The 18,248-nt window shown below is 65.9% G+C and carries 15 protein-coding genes and 5 tRNA genes; 8 read left to right on the plus strand and 12 right to left on the minus strand.

What is annotated here, in order from left to right; genetic code table 11:
* Positions 1-101 precede the first annotated feature (101 nt).
* The 8 genes from clpX to JI752_RS09070 form a co-directional block, all read right to left on the minus strand.
* Positions 102-1,391 carry an ATP-dependent Clp protease ATP-binding subunit ClpX gene (gene clpX, locus JI752_RS09035; protein WP_216962548.1) on the minus strand — a complete coding sequence of 430 codons (1,290 nt, stop codon included), beginning with the start codon at positions 1,389-1,391 and terminating at the stop codon, positions 102-104.
* A 147-nt stretch (positions 1,392-1,538) separates the two neighbouring features.
* Complete coding sequence (clpP, locus tag JI752_RS09040) at positions 1,539-2,165, minus strand: ATP-dependent Clp endopeptidase proteolytic subunit ClpP (RefSeq protein ID WP_115842923.1); 627 nt, start codon at positions 2,163-2,165, stop codon at positions 1,539-1,541.
* A 137-nt stretch (positions 2,166-2,302) separates the two neighbouring features.
* Positions 2,303-3,604, minus strand: coding sequence for a trigger factor (tig, locus tag JI752_RS09045; protein ID WP_216962551.1), 1,302 nt, complete (start codon positions 3,602-3,604; stop codon positions 2,303-2,305).
* Between the two features lie 261 nt (positions 3,605-3,865).
* Positions 3,866-3,950: transfer RNA gene (locus JI752_RS09050), tRNA-Leu, on the minus strand.
* 107 nt (positions 3,951-4,057) lie between these two features.
* Positions 4,058-4,133: transfer RNA gene (locus tag JI752_RS09055), tRNA-Lys, on the minus strand.
* A 53-nt stretch (positions 4,134-4,186) separates the two neighbouring features.
* Positions 4,187-4,263, minus strand: a tRNA-His gene (locus tag JI752_RS09060).
* A gap of 35 nt (positions 4,264-4,298) precedes the next feature.
* Positions 4,299-4,375, minus strand: a tRNA-Arg gene (locus tag JI752_RS09065).
* 65 nt (positions 4,376-4,440) lie between these two features.
* A tRNA-Pro gene (locus JI752_RS09070) sits at positions 4,441-4,517 on the minus strand.
* Positions 4,518-4,659: 142 nt separating this feature from the next.
* On the opposite strand from JI752_RS09070, the gene JI752_RS09075 reads away from it, so the two are divergent.
* Positions 4,660-5,424 (plus strand): Bax inhibitor-1/YccA family protein, encoded by a 765-nt coding sequence (locus tag JI752_RS09075; RefSeq protein WP_216962554.1) that lies wholly within the window; start codon positions 4,660-4,662, stop codon positions 5,422-5,424.
* Positions 5,425-5,497: 73 nt separating this feature from the next.
* Here the strand turns inward: JI752_RS09075 and JI752_RS09080 are convergent, their stop codons facing one another.
* The 4 genes from JI752_RS09080 to grxC all read right to left on the minus strand — a co-directional run bounded on the left by JI752_RS09080 (position 5,498) and on the right by grxC (position 9,137).
* Positions 5,498-6,823 carry a Na+/H+ antiporter NhaC family protein gene (locus tag JI752_RS09080; protein WP_216962557.1) on the minus strand — a complete coding sequence of 442 codons (1,326 nt, stop codon included), beginning with the start codon at positions 6,821-6,823 and terminating at the stop codon, positions 5,498-5,500.
* A 306-nt stretch (positions 6,824-7,129) separates the two neighbouring features.
* Positions 7,130-8,137 carry an isocitrate dehydrogenase gene (locus JI752_RS09085; RefSeq protein WP_216962559.1) on the minus strand — a complete coding sequence of 336 codons (1,008 nt, stop codon included), beginning with the start codon at positions 8,135-8,137 and terminating at the stop codon, positions 7,130-7,132.
* A 200-nt stretch (positions 8,138-8,337) separates the two neighbouring features.
* Entirely contained in the window at positions 8,338-8,724 is a 387-nt protein-coding gene (locus JI752_RS09090; RefSeq protein ID WP_216962562.1) for a carboxymuconolactone decarboxylase family protein, read from the minus strand.
* 110 nt (positions 8,725-8,834) lie between these two features.
* Positions 8,835-9,137, minus strand: coding sequence for a glutaredoxin 3 (grxC, locus tag JI752_RS09095; protein WP_254200521.1), 303 nt, complete (start codon positions 9,135-9,137; stop codon positions 8,835-8,837).
* A gap of 175 nt (positions 9,138-9,312) precedes the next feature.
* Here grxC and JI752_RS09100 point away from each other — a divergent pair, with 175 nt between their 5' ends.
* The 7 genes from JI752_RS09100 (at position 9,313) to JI752_RS09130 (ending at position 18,238) form a co-directional block, all read left to right on the plus strand.
* Positions 9,313-10,992, plus strand: a complete 1,680-nt coding sequence (locus JI752_RS09100) for a M48 family metalloprotease (protein WP_345777347.1) — start codon at positions 9,313-9,315, stop codon at positions 10,990-10,992.
* Between the two features lie 141 nt (positions 10,993-11,133).
* Entirely contained in the window at positions 11,134-11,841 is a 708-nt protein-coding gene (gene phoB, locus JI752_RS09105; RefSeq protein ID WP_216962568.1) for a phosphate regulon transcriptional regulator PhoB, read from the plus strand.
* A gap of 126 nt (positions 11,842-11,967) precedes the next feature.
* Entirely contained in the window at positions 11,968-13,296 is a 1,329-nt protein-coding gene (gene phoR, locus JI752_RS09110) for a phosphate regulon sensor histidine kinase PhoR (RefSeq protein ID WP_216962571.1), read from the plus strand.
* Entirely contained in the window at positions 13,293-15,380 is a 2,088-nt protein-coding gene (ppk1, locus tag JI752_RS09115; protein WP_216962574.1) for a polyphosphate kinase 1, read from the plus strand. The genes phoR and ppk1 overlap by 4 nt, the downstream gene beginning before the upstream one ends.
* A gap of 70 nt (positions 15,381-15,450) precedes the next feature.
* Positions 15,451-16,980, plus strand: coding sequence for an exopolyphosphatase (ppx, locus tag JI752_RS09120; RefSeq protein WP_216962588.1), 1,530 nt, complete (start codon positions 15,451-15,453; stop codon positions 16,978-16,980).
* Between the two features lie 199 nt (positions 16,981-17,179).
* Positions 17,180-17,731, plus strand: a complete 552-nt coding sequence (locus JI752_RS09125; protein WP_216962591.1) for a hypothetical protein — start codon at positions 17,180-17,182, stop codon at positions 17,729-17,731.
* Positions 17,732-17,926: 195 nt separating this feature from the next.
* Positions 17,927-18,238, plus strand: coding sequence for a hypothetical protein (locus JI752_RS09130; protein WP_216962594.1), 312 nt, complete (start codon positions 17,927-17,929; stop codon positions 18,236-18,238).
* Positions 18,239-18,248: the final 10 nt, after the last annotated feature.

Here is an 18,248-nt window from a genome sequence, read left to right on the forward strand (position 1 = left end):
CCCGCAGACTATGCTGCGGGCCGGGGGCATTTATCCGTTGAAAATCAGGCGCTTAGCCGCACCTCCGAGATGCCGGAGGCGGGACGCCGGTCACGTCGCCGTCAGTCGGCCGAGGCGACCTTGGGAGCCGCCGGAGGCGTCTGGTAGATCAGGTACGGCTCGGTCTTGTGGTCGATGACCGACTCGTCCACGACCACCTTGGAGACGTTTTCCAGGGACGGCAGCTCGTACATCGTGTCCAGCAGGACCGACTCGACGATGGTGCGCAGGCCGCGCGCACCGGTCTTGCGCTTGAGCGCCTTGCGCGCGATGGCGGCCAGGGCGTCCGGGCGGAACTCCAGCTCCACGCTCTCCATCTCGAACAGCTTCTTGAACTGCTTGGTGATGGCGTTCTTCGGCTCGGTCAGGATCTTGACCAGCGCGGTCTCGTCCAGCTCCTCGAGCGTGGCGACCACCGGCAGACGGCCGACGAACTCGGGGATTAGGCCGAACTTGATCAGGTCTTCCGGCTCCACGTCCGCCAGCAGCTTGCCGATGTCGTTCTTGCGCTCGCTGCTCTTCACCTTGGCGCCGAAACCGATGCCGCCGGCCTCGGTGCTGCGCTGCTGGATGATCTTGTCCAGGCCGGCGAACGCGCCACCCACGACGAACAGGATGTTGCGCGTGTCGACCTGCAGGAATTCCTGCTGCGGATGCTTGCGCCCGCCCTGCGGCGGAACGCTGGCGACGGTGCCTTCGATGAGCTTGAGCAGCGCCTGCTGCACGCCTTCGCCCGACACGTCGCGCGTGATCGACGGGTTGTCGCTCTTGCGCGAGATCTTGTCGATCTCGTCGATGTAGACGATGCCCTGCTGCGCCTTCTCGACGTCGTAGTCGCACTTCTGCAGCAGCTTCTGGATGATGTTTTCCACGTCCTCGCCGACATAGCCGGCTTCGGTCAGCGTGGTGGCATCGGCAATGGTGAACGGCACGTTGAGCAGGCGCGCCAGCGTTTCGGCCAGCAGCGTCTTGCCCGAACCGGTCGGGCCGACCAGCAGGATGTTCGACTTCGCCAGCTCGACGTCGTCGTTCTTCTGCCGGCTTTCGATGCGCTTGTAATGGTTGTACACGGCGACCGCGAGCGTGCGCTTGGCGCGCTGCTGGCCGATCACGTACTGGTCGAGCACCTCGAGGATCTCGCGCGGCTTGGGCAGGTGGCTCCGGGCCGACTGCGCCTTCTCCTCGAGCTCCTCGCGGATGATGTCGTTGCACAGCTCCACGCATTCATCGCAGATGAACACGCTCGGGCCCGCGATAAGCTTGCGGACCTCGTGCTGGCTTTTCCCGCAGAACGAGCAGTAAAGGATCTTGTTGCTGTCGCCGGTGCTGCGGCCCTGTCGGTCGTCGCTCATGCCTGTGTCCAAATGGTGCTCGTGTCTCGAACCCGCCGTGGACGGACGCGTTCAGGTGGTGCGGCCCGAGGATAACACAGCGATCCGGCCCGCCTCGCGGGTCGGATCACGGTCCGGGTCATGGGTGGATCAAGGGCCGGAATGCCGTCAGCCGGCCTGGATCGAGTCTTCCGGGCGGCGCTCGAGGACCTGGTCGACCAGGCCGTACTCGCGGGCCGCTTCGGCGCTCTTGAAGTTATCGCGCTCGGTGTCCCGGGCGATGGTCTCCAGCGCCTGGCCGGTGTGCTTGGCGAGGATCTCGTTCAGGCGCTGGCGCAGGGTCAGGATCTCACGGGCGTGGATGTCGATGTCCGTCGCCTGGCCCTGGAAGCCGCCTAGGGGCTGATGGATCATCACGCGCGAGTTCGGCAGCGCATAGCGCTTGCCCTTTGCACCGGCGGCCAGCAGCAGCGCGCCCATGGAGGCGGCCTGGCCGACGCAGATCGTGCTCACGTCCGGCTTGATGTACTGCATGGTGTCGTAGATCGCCAGGCCGGCGGTGACCACGCCGCCGGGTGAGTTGATGTATAGGCTGATGTCCTTCTCGGGGTTCTCGGCCTCGAGGAACAGCATCTGCGCGACGATCACGTTCGCCACATGGTCGTCCACGCCACCGACGAGGAAGATCACGCGCTCCTTGAGCAGGCGCGAATAGATGTCGTAGGCGCGCTCGCCCCGGCTGGTCTGTTCGACCACCATCGGGACAAGGTTCAAAGCTTTGGTCAGGTTGTCCATGTTCGACGGCACCTTGGATCGGATATGGGGCGCTTGGGGAAGCGCGGTCCGGTCAACTTGGGGCCAACCGGACCGGAGCGCAAGGGGCGCGTCCTTTCGATGGAGCCGGCCGCGGCGAACCGCGGCCGTTGCAACGATTACTGGCGGATCGCTTCGTTGAACGCCAGCGCCTGCTCGGTGTGCTGGGCGCGCTCGGCGATCCAGTCGATCACCTGCTCTTCCATCACGCGGGCCTGCAGGCCGTTCATCAGCTGCGGGTCGTTGCGGTACAGCTCGATGACCTGCTGCGGCTCTTCATAGGTCGAGGCGATCAGGTTCAGCGTCTCGGTCACGCGCTTGGACTCCAGGCGCAGCTCGTTGCGACGGGCGATCTCGCCCACCAGCAGGCCGACCAGCACGCGCTTGCGCGCGGCGTCCATGAAGCCCACGTGCGCATCGGCCGGGATCTCGCCGATGGGACGGCCCTGGCGACGTGCGGTTTCGATGGTCTGGCGGGCCATGTCGCGCGCCTCGCCCTCGACCAGCTTGGGCGGCATTTCGACATGCGTGTAGGCGGCGATGAGCTGCTCGCCGACTTCGCGGCGCAGGCGGGTCATCAGCGCGCCCTTCAGCTCGCGCTCCAGGTTGCTGCGGATGTCGACGCGGAACTGGTCGGCATCACCGCTGCGCACGCCAAAGCTCTTGATGAAGGCAGCGTCCACTTCCGGCAGCACGGGCTCGGAAACCTTCGTGGCCTTCAGGTTGACCTTGACCGTCTTGCCAGCGAACGCCGGCACGCGCCAGTCGGCCGGGAACTCGACGTCCACCGCCTTCTCGTCGTCGGCCTTCATGCCCACCAGCGCCGATTCGATCGCCGGGAACATGGCAGCCGAACCGATGATGGTCGCGCCACGCTCGACACCCTCGGCCGGCAGGCGCTCATCGCCCACCTGTGAGAAGGTTTCGATCTCGACGGCGTCGCCGGTGCCGGCTTCGCGATCGACCGCGTTCCAGGTGCGGCGCTGCAGGCGCAGGTTCTCGATCATCGCGTCGATGTCGGTGTCGGTCACTTCGGCGGTGTGGCGCACGACGTTGAGCTTGGTCACGTCGATGTCGCCGAAGTCCGGCACGACCTCGAAGGTCGCCACGTACGACAGCTGGTCGTCCGAGCCCGGGGCCGGCGCGATCTGCGGATTGCCCGCAATCTGCAGCGCTTCCTGGCGGACGGCGTTGCTGAAACCTTCGCGCAGCAGGCCATCGAGGGCCTCGGCGCGGACCTGCGCGCCGAAGCGCTGCTCGATCACCTTGGCCGGCACCTTGCCGGGACGGAACCCCTTGATCTTGGCACCACGCGAGATTTCGCGCAGGCGGCCGCCGATCACGGCTTCCAGACGATCCGCCGGAAGGCTGAAAGTCATGCGACGTTCGAGGTTGCCGAGCGATTCGACCGAAACTTGCATATCCACTCCTGCCACCACGGCGACCTGCCGCGGCACGATGTTGATGGTCCTGTCCTGCCCGCGGCCCGGGCGGAATGCTTCGCGGCCAGCGGAACGGAATAGTTTCGCCGATTGCGGGCCGTCGTGCCAGCGCTGGGCCTGGCCCGCCGGACACCACGCCCCGATTCGGCGCCGACCCCGGTTTTCCCCGCAGGCGCCTGGCTGCCGGCAGCATCACTCGCGAGCGCTCGCTCGACTTGGCCGGCCGCCAATCACTAAGGCTGGTGCGAAAGGCGGGACTCGAACCCGCACGCCTTGCGGCACTGGAACCTAAATCCAGGGCGTCTACCAATTCCGCCACTTTCGCATCGACGCGGGCGATGAACGCCGCGGCGGCATTCTAGGCCGCGCTTCCGGGAATTGAGAAACCCCGGAAAAGAAAAAAGCACCTGGGGGACCAGGTGCTTTCCGGATTGGTGGGCCGTCAAGGATTCGAACCTTGGACCTATTGATTAAGAGTCAACTGCTCTACCAACTGAGCTAACGGCCCGGAACAACTAGAAGCGAAACTATAACAACTATTTTCTGTTTCGCCAATACATCTGGGGTGGCTGAGGGGACTCGAACCCCCGACATCTGGAATCACAATCCAGTACTCTAACCAACTGAGCTACAGCCACCATAAAGCTTGTTTTGCGGTGTTTTCTACAACTTGTGGCGCGCCCGGCGGGACTCGAACCCACAACCACCGGCTTAGAAGGCCGGTGCTCTATCCGGTTGAGCTACGGGCGCCAGCGTTGCATCTTAACTGACACTCCCGCCGCATCCGGTGGTCGAACTTTCCCGCTCTGTCTGGATGGTCGGGGCAGAGGGATTCGAACCCACGACATCCAGCTCCCAAAGCTGGCGCTCTACCAGGCTGAGCTATACCCCGAGGCCGGGACTTCCGTTGCGCGCCAACGCCGCGAAAGGCCGACTAGTCTGGCCGGAGCGCCCGCCGCTGTCAACGCATGGCGGGCGGTGCGATGCGCCGTTGTATGCTCCGGGCTTCCAATTCAGCACGGACAGGGGACGACATGATCGGACGCAGCGGCAATCCCGCATTGAAGGAAGGCACCTTCCTGGACCTTTCCAGCGGCACGGTGGTCCAGCGCGATGGCGCGACGATGACGCTCAACGGCACGGTCAACAAGACCGGCCTGCTTCTGCTGCTGTGCGTGCTCACCGCCGCGTTCGCCTGGAGCCAGGTGCAGTTCACCGCGGAGGGCCCGGTCGGCGCGATGCCCTACGTCCTGGGCGGCGCGATCGGCGGCCTGGTGTTCGCGCTGGCGACGATCTTCAAGAAGGAATGGGCGCCGGTGACCGCGCCGATGTACGCGCTCACCGAAGGCTTCTTCCTGGGCGCCATCTCGGCGATCTTCGAACACCGCTTCCCGGGCATCGTGATGCAGGCGGTCCTGCTGACTTTCGGCACGCTGTTCGCGCTGCTCTTCGCGTACCGCTCGGGCCTGATTCGCGCCACCGAGAACTTCAAGCTCGGCGTGGTCGCCGCCACGGGCGGCATCGCCCTGGTCTACCTGGCTTCGTTCGTGCTGTCGTTCTTCGGCGTGCGCATTCCTTTCATCCACGAATCCGGACTGATCGGTATTGGCTTCAGCCTGTTCGTGGTGGTGATCGCGGCGCTGAATCTGGTGCTGGACTTCGACTTCATCGAGACCGGCGTCGAGCAGAACGCGCCCAAGTACATGGAGTGGTACGGCGCGTTCGGCCTGATGGTCACGCTGGTGTGGCTGTACGTGGAGTTCCTGCGCCTGCTGTCGAAGCTGCAGTCGCGCAACTGACCTCGCATACGCCGGACGAACAAAGGGCGCGGAGCAATCCGCGCCCTTTTCGTTTCCGGCAACGCAGGCTTGCTCAGTCGGCCGCATGCGCCGGCGCGACCTTGCGCGCCGGCCAGAGCATCGCCGTGATCGTGATGGCACCCAGCAACCAGCTGTAATGCACGCTCCCGGCCAGGGCCAGTGGCGATACCGCGCCCAGCGACGCCGCCAGCAGGATCTGCGCGCCGTACGGCAACACGCCCTGCGTCACGCAGGCGAAGATATCGAGCACGCTCGCCGCGCGCGCAGGAGGCACGCCGTGCTGCTGCGCGATGTCGCGCGCAAGCCCGCCGCTGATGAGGATCGCGACGGTGTTGTTCGCAGTGAACACGTCCGTCGTGGCCGACAGCGTGGCGATGCTCACCTCGCCTGCGCGGCGGCTCTTGTGTCCACGCGCGAACTTGCCGATCACCTGCGCCAGCCATGCCAGCCCGCCGGTCGCCTTCATCAGCGCGCCGAGTCCGCCGACCAGCAGCGAGAGCAGGATGATCTCCACCATGCTCTCGAAGCCTTCCCAGATGTGCGTGGCATAGGCGGCGACGCCGAACTCGTCGGCGAAGAACGCTCCGAACACACCCGCGATCACCAGGCCCAGGCTGAGGACGATGATCACGTCCACACCCGCCATGGCCAGTCCGAGCACGATCACATACGGCACGATCAGCCACGGCGATACGGGCTCGAGCGTCTGCACCGGCGCGGTTTCGCCGATGAAACCCAGCACGACCACGGTCAACAGCGCGGCGGGCAGTGCGAACTTCAGGTTCTCGCGGAACTTCTCCCGCATCGTGCAGCCCTGCGTGCGACTGGCGACGATCGCCGTGTCGGAGATCACCGAAAGGTTGTCGCCGAAGGTCGCACCGCCGATGACTGCGCCCAGCACCAGCGCGCGATCCAGGCCCGACGCGTCGGACACGCCCAGCGCGATCGGCGCCACCGCGGCGATGGTGCCCATCGAAGTGCCCAACGACAGCGAGATGAAACCCGCCACCACGAACAACCCCGGCAGCAGCAGCGCCGGATGCAGGTGCCCGATGCCGAGCGCGACGATCGCGTCCACCGCGCCGATCGCCTTGGACACCTCCACGAAGCCACCGGCGAGCAGGAAGATCAGGCACATCAGCACGACGTTGTGGTCGCCCATGCCTTCGATGAGCGTCTCCAGCGGCTTCAGTCCGCGCCGCCACGCGATGAACGCTGCCAGCGCCAACGCCGGCAGAATCGCGACGGGGGCGCGCAGCTGGTAGAAGCCCATCGCTTCGCCGTGGCTGGTGAAGTACAGGCCGGCGCCGAAGAACAGCCCCAGGAATACCAGCAGCGGCGCCAGCGCGATGGCGCTCGGCCGGACGGTCTGATTCATCTTTCTATCCGTATGAAGCGAAAAGCCGGCGAATTCTGAGGCCGCAGGCCCACGGTGTCGAGTCCACGACCAGAACACAGGGCGAGCATGCGCGCGACAGCGCTGGCACGCCGCGGAGAGCCTGCCCATCGGCTGTCATTCCCGCGAAGGCGGGAATCCAACCGTCCGGCACGCCACGCTCTGCAGTAGGTGCATCCGACAGCTGGATCCCCGGCTCCGCGGTGATGACGTCTTGACTGCCTGCCGTGCCCCAAACGCAACGGGGCGCCCGAAGGCGCCCCGTCGAGGTGGATCCATGCAGCCCGATCAGATCCGGCTGGCGATCGCCTTGGCGAACGACATGGTGTTGCCGCTGCCGCCCAGGTCCGGGGTCAGCGAGTCCTTCGCTTCCAGCGTGGCGATGATCGCCGCGCGCAGGCGCTCGGCCTTCTCGCACTCGCCCAGGTGGTCGAGCATCTGCGCCGCGCCCAGCAGCAGCGCGCATGGATTGGCCTTGCCCTGCCCCGCGATGTCCGGCGCGGTGCCGTGCACGGCTTCGAAGATCGCCGCATCGGTACCGATGTTCGCGCCCGGCGCCAGGCCCAGGCCGCCGACGAGGCCGGCGCACAGGTCGGAGATGATGTCGCCGAACAGGTTGGTGGTGACGATGATGTCGAACTGCTCCGGACGCATCACCAGCTGCATGCAGGTGTTGTCCACGATCATCTCGTTGCACTCGATGTCCGGGTATTCCGCCGCCACCGCACGCGCGGTCTTGAGGAACAGGCCCGACGTCGACTTCAGGATGTTGGCCTTGTGCACGACGGTGACCTTCTTGCGGCCGGTCTTGCGGGCCAGCTCGAAGGCGTAGCGCACGATGCGCTCGGAGCCGCGGCGGGTCACCTTCTGCGTGAGCAGCGCGGTTTCGCCGTCTTCCGAGAGCGACTGGCCTTCACCGATGTACGCGCCTTCGGTGTTCTCGCGCACGGTGATCAGGTCCACGCCGTCGGCGAAACGCGACTTGGTGTTCGGGAACGACTTGGCCGGACGCACGTTGGCGTACAGGTCGAAGCGCTTGCGCAGTTCGACGTTGATCGAGCTGAAGCCCTCGCCCACCGGCGTGGTCAGCGGCGACTTCAGCGCGATGCGGTTCTTGCGGATGGAATCGAGCGTGGCTTGCGGGAGGAGTTCGCCGTGCTTTTCCAGCGCGACCAGGCCGGCATCGGCGAATTCGTACTGCAACCCGAGGTTCATCGAGTCCAGGACGTGCAAGGTGGCGTCCATGATCTCCGGGCCAATGCCATCGCCACGGATGACCGTAATCGTCTGCGTCATAGGGGGTTTCTTCCGACTGATGGGCGCCCGGTACGGGAGTACGGCGCCGGATGGTGAGCCCCGGAATTATGCCGGAAGCGGCCCGGCCCTGCAGGCGTGCGGAATCCGACGAAAGTCGGGGAAGCGGCCTGCGGACGAAAAAAAGCCCGCCGAAGCGGGCTTTTCGGGGTTCTGGAGACTCGGCCCGGCGGGACGCGCGTTCAGCCGTGGTCGTGCCCGGCCGGCGCAGCGGCTTCGCCCTGCTCCAGGCGGTCCAGGAAGTCCACGGCGCGGCGCAGGTGCGGGATCACGATCGAGCCGCCCACCACCAGCCCCACCGAGAACGCCTCGAACATCTCGTCTCGGTTCACGCCGGCTTCCTTGCACTGGGCGACGTGGTAACTGATGCAGTCGTCGCAGCGCAGCACCATCGAGGCGACCAGCCCGAGCAGTTCCTTGGTCTTCACATCCAGCGCGCCGGCCTGATAGGTCTGTGTGTCCAGTGCGAAGAAGCGGCGCACGACCTGGTTGGGTTCGGCCAGGATGCGCTCGTTCATGCGCTTGCGGAACGCGGTGAATTCGGCGACGCGGTCGTTTTCGGTGCTCATGGGGCGCCTTGTGGGGAATGGGTAAGGAAAGGGTGGGAGGCCGCCCCACGCGGGGCAGCGGCCTGCAGCGCGTCAGTTTCGCTCAACGCGAACCGCGCTGCCTTGCGGGGTCAGGCTTGACGCGCCGACACGCCCAGCAACGGTTCCAGCCCGCCGGCGCGATGCAGGGCGATCATGTCGTCATAGCCGCCCACGTGCGTCTGGCCGATGAAAATCTGCGGAACGCTGGTGCGCCGGGCGCGCGCCAGCATCGTCTCGCGCTGGGCCGGGTCCAGGTCGATGCGGATCTCGGTCCACGACTGGCCCTTGCTCTTGAGGAAGTTCTTGGCGGCGACACAGTACGGGCAGATCGCGGTGGTATAGATGACGATCTCGGGCGCCGGAGCGCCCGGCGCGGTGGCGGGATGGGTCAAGACAATCTCCTGCATGAACTCATGGATGCGGCTGTGGTCGAATATGGGCTCGCCCCTGCGGCATTTCCACCCCGTGCGCGGAACACTGCACCCCGTGGATGCGCCGGGCCGTGATGTAAAAGGATTAACAGGCGATTCATCCCGCCGCCCATGCCGAGCCGCATCCTGCGGAACGATCGGGCCGCCGGGTCCAGAGGGAGTCCACTTGCGCCGCACCGCCCTGCTCACCGCCGCTCTCACCCTTGCCGTCGCCAGCCTGTGCGCGCCGGCGCAGGAAGCCAACCTGCCCGACATCGGCTCGTCGGCGGGCGAACTGCTGACCCCACGGCAGCAGGAAGAGTACGGCGCGATGATGCTGGCGCAGCTGCGGCACTACGACTATCTGCTTGAAGACCCGCTGATCGACAGCTGGCTGGAAACCCTCGGCACCCGACTTGCGGCCAACAGCGACAAGCCCAAGCAGCCCTTCACCTTCTTCATGTTGCGCGAACGGCAGATCAACGCCTTCGCCACGTTGGGCGGGTACATCGGCGTGAATTCCGGGCTGATCCTGGCGGCCGACAAGGAGGACGAAGTGGCCGGCGTGCTCTCGCACGAAATCGCCCACGTCACCCAGCAGCACGTCCTGCGCGGCGCCGAGCGCGCGCAGCGCGACCAGTTGCCGATCCTGCTGGCGATGCTCGGTGCGATCGTGGCCGCCCAGGCATCCAGCAGCAATTCCTCCGACGACGCCGCACAGGCTGCGATGGCCGGCGCCATGGGCCTGATGCAGCAGCGCCAGATCAACTACACCCGCTCCAACGAATCCGAAGCGGACCGCCTGGGCATCCAGACTCTGGCGCGCAGCGATTACGACCCGGAGGCGATGGCGGACTTCTTCACCATCATGCAGGCGCGCTCGCGCAGCAACGGCGCCAACTACTGGGGCGAATCGCCGGACTGGCTGATGACGCACCCGGTCACCATCACCCGCATCACCGAGGCCAAGGACCGCGCGGCGCGCATCCGCCGCGAGCAGGGCACCTCCGAGGTCTGCGTGCGCGATCCAAGCGGCCCGGCCCAGTGCGAGAAGGAAACCGCTCCACGCCCGCATTTCCCGAGCGACGGCGCGGTCAATCCGCTGCTGCCGCCCACCCTGCAGGCCAACCTCGGCACGGCTTTCGGCCCGGGCGGCACCGGCCGTTTCGACTACGCCCGCGAGCGCCTGCGCGTGCTCAGTGCGAATACGCCCAGTGAGGCCATCCGCGAGTACGAGCGCATGGGCGATGCCGGCAAACAAACCGACGCCCAGCGCTACGGCCTGGCCTTCGCCCGGCTTCGCGCCAACCAGCCCGCGGTCGCGGCCACGGCGCTGGGTGATCTGTTGCAGAAGAATCCCGGCGATGTCTGGATCACCCTCGCGCTGGCCGAAGCCGAAGCCAGGTCCGGCAAGCGCGACTCGGCCGATGCCCGCTTCGAAGCCCTGCTGCGCCAGACGCCGCACAACCGCGCGATCGTCCTGAGCTATGCCGACGTGCTGGCCGAACGCGACACCCCGCAGGCCGGGAAGCGCGCCCAGGAAATCCTCCGCCCCCTGCTGGGCAGCTCGGCCAACGATGCGACCTTCCAGCGGGTATTCGCACGTGCGTGCGAGATGGCGGGCGACCCCGTCCGCGCCGGCGAGGCGTATGCCGAGGCTGCGTACCTGAACGGACGGCCGGAGCAGGCGCTGGTCCAGCTGAACACGCTGAAGCGCCGTTCCGACCTCGACTATTACGCCCGCGCCCGGATCGAAGCGCGGATCGCGGCGATCACGCCGACGGTGCTGGAACTCAAGCGCCAGGGCATCCGGGACGAAGACCTGCGCCGCCAGTAAGCGGCGTTGTGCGCGTCATGGCGCGGATGACGGTGTCATGCGCCCGTCACAAAACGGTAGTGTACTGACGCGGCTTGGCAGGACCGCCCACGGCAGGGCCTGCAGCAGGCAGGCCCCTCCATCCGCTCCCCCGGTGACCGCGTGCAGAAGCGCATCCTGATCGTCGAAGACGAACCCGCCATTCGTGACATGGTGTCCTTCGCCCTGCGCAAGGGCGAGTACGAGCCGGTGCATGCCGGCGACGCCCGCGAGGCGCAGGCCGCCATCGCCGACCGCGTGCCGGACCTTATCCTGCTGGACTGGATGCTGCCCGGCACCAGCGGCCTGGAACTCGCCCGCCGTTGGCGCAAGGACCAGCTGACGCGCGAGGTCCCGATCATCATGCTCACCGCCCGCGGCGAGGAGAACGACCGCGTCGGCGGCCTGGAAGCAGGCGTGGACGATTACGTGGTCAAGCCCTTCTCCGCGCGCGAACTGCTGGCGCGCATCCGCGCCGTGCTGCGCCGCTCGCGCGAGGACGACGAGGACGGCAGCGTGGCCGTTGGCCCGCTGCGCATCGACGGCGCGGCCCACCGCGTGTTCGCCCACGCCGCCGAGGGCGACCAGCCGGTGCAGATCGGCCCCACCGAGTACCGCCTGCTCCACTTCTTCATGACCCACCCCGAGCGCGTCTACACCCGCACCCAGCTGCTCGACCACGTCTGGGGCGGCAGCGTCTACGTGGAGGAACGCACGGTCGACGTGCACATCCGCCGCCTGCGCAAAACGCTGGAACCGCATCAACTCGACGGCATGGTGCAGACGGTGCGCGGCGCGGGTTATCGCTTTTCGGCCTCGGTGGAGGCGTGAGGACCTTCGCCGGGATTCGATATTCGGGATTGGAGATTCGAAAAAGCCTCATACAGGCCGATTACCATCCATAGACCGCGCGCTCTTGCGAATCCCGAATCCCGAATCCCCACTCCCGAAGAGCCCATGCCACCCCGAGCCCATTCCGCCTGGTTGCGCACCCTTGGCCAGCTGGCCCTGATCCTGGCGGGCGCGGCAGTGCTGGGCCTGTTGATCGGGTATCCCTGGCCGGTCATCACGGTGGCCGCGCTCGGCGTGGTTGCCTGGCACTACTGGCGCCTGCGCAACGTGCTGCTGCGCCTTACCGCCCGCCAGCGCCTGAAGCCGCCACTGGGCGAAGGCATCTGGAACGAACTCGACCGCCTCCTGCACCGCAGCCAGCAGGAAATGCGCGCGCGCAAGAAGCGCCTGATCGAGATGCTGCGCGCCTACCGCGCCGCCGCCGCGGCGATGCCCGACGCCATCGTCGTCGTGGAGCGCAACAGCCAGCGCATCCAGTGGTTCAACGAATCGGCCACCAGCCTGCTGCAACTGCGCTATCCGCGCGACATCGGTGCGCCGCTCGCGCAGCGTTTGCAACCGCTGCAGCTCTCGCACTGGCTCGCCTCCGGACGCAACGCGGAAACGCTGGAAATCGCCTCGCCGTGGAACCCCGCCGCGACGCTCAGCCTGCGCCTGATCCCGTACTCCGACGACCTGTGGATGCTGGTCGCGCGTGATGTCAGCCGCCTGCTGCAACTGGAACAGATGCGCCGCGATTTCGTCGCCAACGTCTCGCACGAACTGCGCACGCCGCTGACCGTCGTGCACGGTTACCTCGACATGCTCGATCCGGAGGAGCATCCGGACTGGGCGCCGATGCTGGCCGAAATGCAGCGTCAGTCGCAGCGCATGACCCAACTGGTGGAAGACCTGCTGATGCTCTCGCGCCTGGAATCGCAGGACAGCCTGCCGGCCGAGGAAACCGTCGCGATGGCGCCGATGCTGGCGACGCTGCGGCGTGAAGCCGTCGCGCTGAGCCACGGCCGCCACGAAGTCATCGTCGAAGACGCGGCCGGCTGCGACCTGTGGGGCTCCAACAAGGAACTGCACAGCGCGTTCTCCAACCTGGTGAGCAACGCCGTGCGCTACACGCCGGCCGGCGGCACGATCCGCATCCGCTTCCGCCCCGAAGGCAAGGGCGCGGTGCTGGAAGTCGTCGACAGCGGCTACGGCATTCCCGCCGCGCACCTGCCGCGAATCACCGAACGCTTCTACCGGGTTTCCACCAGCCGCTCGCGAGAAAGCGGCGGCACGGGACTCGGCTTGTCCATCGTCAAGCATGTGCTCAACCTGCACCAGGCGCGGCTGGAGATCACCAGCGAGGTCGGTCGCGGCAGCACGTTCTCCTGTCACTTCGGCGCCGAACGCGTGCGCCCGCGCGACGACCTCGCGCTGTCGGAGGTTTTGCCATGAATGCCGCCGTGGAAAGCACCGCGCTCGACACCGATCCGCTGCGCGACAGCGAGCTGTACTTCAATCGCGAATTGTCGGCGCTGGACTTCAACTTCCGCGTGCTGGCGCAGGCGCAGGACCCGCAGGTGCCCTTGCTGGAGCGGCTGCGCTACCTGTGCATCTCGTGCACCAACCTCGACGAGTTCTTCGAAATCCGCGCCGGCACGCTGCGCCACGCACAGGACCTGGGCGTGCCGCCGGGACCGGACGGCCTCTCGCCCGCCACCGTGCTGGCGCGCATCCACGAACGCGCCGCGCACCTGGTCCAGCAGCAGTACGAATGCTGGAACAACGTGCTGCGTCCTGCGCTGGACGAAGCCGGCGTGCGCGTGATGCATCGCGACGGCTGGAGCGAACAGCAGACGCAGTGGCTGCGCGAGTACTTCCGCGACGAGATCATGCCGGTGCTGTCGCCGCTGGGCCTGGACCCGGCGCATCCGTTCCCGAAGATCCTCAACAAGTCGCTGAACATCGTCGTCGTGCTCAAGGGCAAGGACGCATTCGGCCGCGAGGGCCACCTGGCCATCGTGCGCGCGCCGCGCTCGTTGCCCCGCATCATCCAGATTCCCGAGGACGTCTCCGGCGGCAAGCACGATTTCGTGTTCCTCTCGGCAGTGCTGTCGGCGTTCGTCGACGAGCTGTTCCCCGGCATGCAGGTCAAGGGCGCGTACCAGTTCCGCGTCACGCGCAATTCCGAACTCATCGTCGACGAGGACGAAGTGGAGAACCTCGCGCTCGCCCTGCGCGACGAACTCGTCGGCCGCGGCTACCTGCGCGCGGTGCGGCTGGAGATCGCCGAGCAGTGCCCGGACGACATCGTGCGCACCCTGCTGGAGAACTTCGACCTCACCGAGAACGCCGTCTATCGCATCAACGGCCCGGTCAACCTCAACCGCGTCATCCAGGTCTACGACCTGGTGCAGCGCCCGGATCTGAAGTTCCTGCCGTTCCAGCCGCGCCAGCTGTCGGGCGTGGAGGCGATGTTCGACAAGATCGCCGAAGGCGACGTGCTGCTGCACCACCCCTTCGACGCCTTCACGCCGGTGCTGGAACTGCTCAAGCAGGCCTCCGAAGACCCCAACGTGCTGGCGATCAAGCAGACGCTGTACCGCACCGGCAAGGAATCGCAGATCGTCGACAGCCTCGTGCAGGCCGCACGCAACGGCAAGGACGTGACGGTGGTGGTCGAGCTGCGCGCGCGCTTCGACGAGGAGGCCAACCTCGGGCTTGCCGATCGCCTGCAGGACGCAGGCGTGCAGGTGGTGTACGGCGTGGTGGGCTACAAGACGCACGCGAAGATGATGCTCATCGTGCGCCGCGAAGGCCGCCGGCTGCGCCGCTACGTGCACCTGGGCACCGGCAATTACCACAGCGGCACCGCGCGCGTTTACACCGACTTCGGACTGTTCACGGCCGATGCCGACATCGGCAACGACGTGCACCTCATCTTCCAGCAGCTGTCGGGCCTGGCGCCGAGCATGAAGCTCAAGCGCCTGCTGCAGTCGCCCTTCACGCTGCACGCCGGCGTGCTCAAGCGCATCGACCGCGAAACCCGCCACGCCAAGGCCGGAAAGCCCGCGCGCATCATCGCCAAGATGAACGCCCTCAACGAGCCGCAGGTCGTGCGTGCGCTCTACCAGGCCTCGCAGGCGGGCGTGCAGATCGACCTGATCGTGCGCGGTGCGTGCACCGTGCGACCGGGGCTGCCGGGCATTTCGGAAAACATCCGCGTGCGCTCCATCGTCGGCCGCTTCCTCGAGCACCATCGCATCTACTGGTTCGCCAACGACGGCGACCCGGACCTGTTCTGCTCCAGCGCCGACTGGCTCGAACGCAACCTGCTGCGCCGCATCGAGACGGGTTTCCCGATCCTCGCGCCGGAGCTGGCCACGCGCGTGTACGAGGAGGCGCTGGCCAATTACCTCGCCGACAACTGCACCGCCTGGACCCTGCAACCCGACGGCCACTACGAGCGGCTCACGCCGGGCGAAGGCGAGACGCCGCACTCGGCACAGCTGTCGCTGCTGGGCAACGTCGGCGCCTGATGCGGCGCGATCTCGCCCGCGATCTGGCCATGGATGGACGCCACCACCGCTGAACGGGGATCATGTACGCATGAGCGACGCCTTCCCCACCAGCAAACTGCCGCTCGTCGATGGCGACCTCCTGGCCGCCGTCGACCTGGGCTCCAACAGTTTCCACATGGTGGTCGCGCGCTACGTGCTCGGCCAGCTGCGCATCGTGGACCGTCTGCGCGAAACCGTGCGCCTGGCCGAAGGCCTGGACCGCAAGGGCGGCCTGTCGCCTGAAGTGCGCCAGCGCGCGCTCGAATGCCTGGCCCGCTTCGGCCAGCGCATCCGCGACATCCCGCCGCAGCGCGTGCGCGCCATCGCCACCAACACCGTGCGCCGCCTCGCGGTGCCGCAGGCGTTCCTGATGCCGGCCGAAACCGCACTGGGCCACGCTATCGAAGTCGTCGCCGGCCGCGAGGAGGCGCGCCTGATCTACCTTGGCGTCGCCCACGCGCAGCCCGCGCGCCCGGGCGAGCTGCGCATGGTGATCGACATCGGTGGCGGTTCGACCGAATGCATCATCGGCTCCGGCTTCGAGGCGATCGAGCGCGAGAGCCTGCAGTTGGGCTGCATCGCGACCACGCGTCGCTTCTTCGAGAACGGCAAGCTCTCGCGCAAGAAGTGGAAGGAAGCGCTGACCGAAGTCACCGCCGAGTTCCAGCAGTTCGCCGGCACGTACCGTGCGCTGGGCTGGAATGAAGCGCTGGGTTCGTCCGGCACCAACAAGGCCATCGGCGACATCTGCGCGGCGATGAAGCTGACCAAGGGCGCAGTCACGGCCGAAGCGCTGCCGGTATTGCGCGACCGGTTGCTGCAAGCCGACCGCATCGAGGCCATCGACCTGCCCGGCCTGTCCGCCGACCGCCGACCGGTGATCGCCGGCGGCGTGCTGATCCTGGAAGCCGCGTTCGACGCGCTGGGCCTCAAGCGCATGGCCGTGAGCAAGGCGGCGATGCGCGAAGGCGTGCTGTACGACATGCTCGGCCGCGGCGGCGCGGACGACCCGCGCGATGCCTCGGTGGCCGCGCTGATGCAGCGCTACGGCATCGACGACAGCCAGGCGCGGCGCGTGGCCGGCACGGCGATGCGCTTGTTCGAACAGGTCGCGCAGGCGTGGTCGCTGGACGCCGACGACAACCTCATGCTGCAACGCGCCGCGCGCCTGCACGAACTGGGTTTGGCGATCGCACACAGCCAGTACCACGTCCACGGCGCGTACATCGTCGAGCATTCGGACATCGCGGGTTTCTCGCGGCAACAGCAGCAATTCCTCGCGGCGCTGGTGCGCACGCATCGGCGCAACATTCCGAAGTCCGCGTTCGATGCACTGCCCGATCGCCTGCTCGCCCCCGCGCGCCGTCTCGCCGCAGTGCTGCGCGTTGCAGTGCTGCTGCATCGCGGACACGAACCCGACCCTATCCCGCAACTGGATGCGCGCGCCGACGGCAACATCCTCACGCTGGCCGTATCGCGACGCTGGCTGGATGCACGCCCGCTCGCGCGCGCCGACTTGGAAGGCGAGCTTCACGACATCGCGGGATTAGGGCTCAGCCTCAAACTCGAAGCGATCTAGACCATTTCGCCATCTCCGAGTTTCACTCTCGTTCTACAACGAGAGATTCTCACGTTGAGTACGCGCAACTGCCGATCTATTACTAAGCTGGATGGCGCATTTCTAGCCCATCGTCGTAGCTCAGAAGGCTCTGAGCAGACTCGACTTCGTCAAGCGGCTCAACAACTGAAGACGACGCATCACAACAAGCGAGGATCGTATGTTGCGATATGTGACACCCTGCATTCTTCTGCTCTATTGCGGAACAGCTCCGGCATCAGAATGCAGCAATGTAACGTTCTACAACGACAAAAAACCGACCGTAACATCCATCAGCAGTGACACGGAGAATCCACGCCCCGGCCAAGAAATCACCATCACTGCTCTGGTGGAGGCCCCGTTCGGCGATTTCTCGGTCTACTGCGTGGCCAACGGCTTTCAGGAAAATAACGGCGGAACCATTGAGCTTTACAAAGATGTCCTGGCCAAGATCGGCAGCGTGAAAATCAACTCTTCAAATGCTCATAGTCGTTACCTTTGGTCCTATCAAACCACCGCGACTCCAGGCTCCCCTGCCAAGCTTTACGAATATTACGGATTCAATACCAGCAGCTTCTCTGTCAAGTACAAGCTTCCCCCGGAGCCCGGCACCTTCCTCTTTGGCGCAAAATTTAGCGGCGATCAGTTGACTTATCAGTCGAACTCTTCCGCACTGACCATTCAAAGCAGATCACCCGATATAACGCCGGCCTTGATGTTGCTCCTGAACTGAATCGGCACGTTTAGCGTCATCGCCAATTTGTGAGGAACAACAACAAAACTAGAAGAACGAACAACCAATTCTTTGCTTCGAATGCCATCAAAACTTGCAGGCAAAGCCGCAAGATCCTGGCGGGTCTTCCGACGACGCTAACTCTCGCCTCGTCGCGCCATACCTTTCCACACCCAGTACCACAAGGATGAACTGATGAACATCAAGAGCCTCGCCCTTGCAGTTGCCCTGCTCAGCTTCAGCACTGCGGCCTGCGCTGAAGTCATCGACGGAGCCGAAGTTGCACAGATCAGTGCATACCCCGCCTACGGGGCGCACTACGTTTGGCTTTCGACTGGGACCTCACCCGAATGCGCAGCAAGCAGCTCGAACCCGGTACTGTCGTTCGATGAGAGCGGGACGGGTGGCAAGGGAGTACTTGCCATGCTGACAACTGCTTTGGTCAACAAACGGAAAGTAACCGTTTGGACTTCAGGCTGTGCCATTACTCAAATCTATTTGAAGTAACAAAGGCTCA

Source organism: Lysobacter sp. MMG2, assembly GCF_016735495.2.
GTDB lineage: Bacteria > Pseudomonadota > Gammaproteobacteria > Xanthomonadales > Xanthomonadaceae > Lysobacter_J.

Bases quoted from the DNA above. Each gene is read 5' to 3' on its own strand.
- tig (WP_216962551.1), bottom strand. From the start codon at position 3,604: ATGCAAGTTTCGGTCGAATCGCTCGGCAACCTCGAACGTCGCATGACT.
- JI752_RS09080 (WP_216962557.1), bottom strand. From the start codon at position 6,823: ATGAATCAGACCGTCCGGCCGAGCGCCATCGCGCTGGCGCCGCTGCTG.
- ppk1 (WP_216962574.1), top strand. From the start codon at position 13,293: ATGAATGCCGCCGTGGAAAGCACCGCGCTCGACACCGATCCGCTGCGC.
- JI752_RS09085 (WP_216962559.1), bottom strand. From the start codon at position 8,137: ATGACGCAGACGATTACGGTCATCCGTGGCGATGGCATTGGCCCGGAG.
- clpP (WP_115842923.1), bottom strand. From the start codon at position 2,165: ATGGACAACCTGACCAAAGCTTTGAACCTTGTCCCGATGGTGGTCGAA.
- JI752_RS09090 (WP_216962562.1), bottom strand. From the start codon at position 8,724: ATGAGCACCGAAAACGACCGCGTCGCCGAATTCACCGCGTTCCGCAAG.
- phoR (WP_216962571.1), top strand. From the start codon at position 11,968: ATGCCACCCCGAGCCCATTCCGCCTGGTTGCGCACCCTTGGCCAGCTG.
- ppx (WP_216962588.1), top strand. From the start codon at position 15,451: ATGAGCGACGCCTTCCCCACCAGCAAACTGCCGCTCGTCGATGGCGAC.
- JI752_RS09075 (WP_216962554.1), top strand. From the start codon at position 4,660: ATGATCGGACGCAGCGGCAATCCCGCATTGAAGGAAGGCACCTTCCTG.
- JI752_RS09130 (WP_216962594.1), top strand. From the start codon at position 17,927: ATGAACATCAAGAGCCTCGCCCTTGCAGTTGCCCTGCTCAGCTTCAGC.
- clpX (WP_216962548.1), bottom strand. From the start codon at position 1,391: ATGAGCGACGACCGACAGGGCCGCAGCACCGGCGACAGCAACAAGATC.
- JI752_RS09125 (WP_216962591.1), top strand. From the start codon at position 17,180: ATGTTGCGATATGTGACACCCTGCATTCTTCTGCTCTATTGCGGAACA.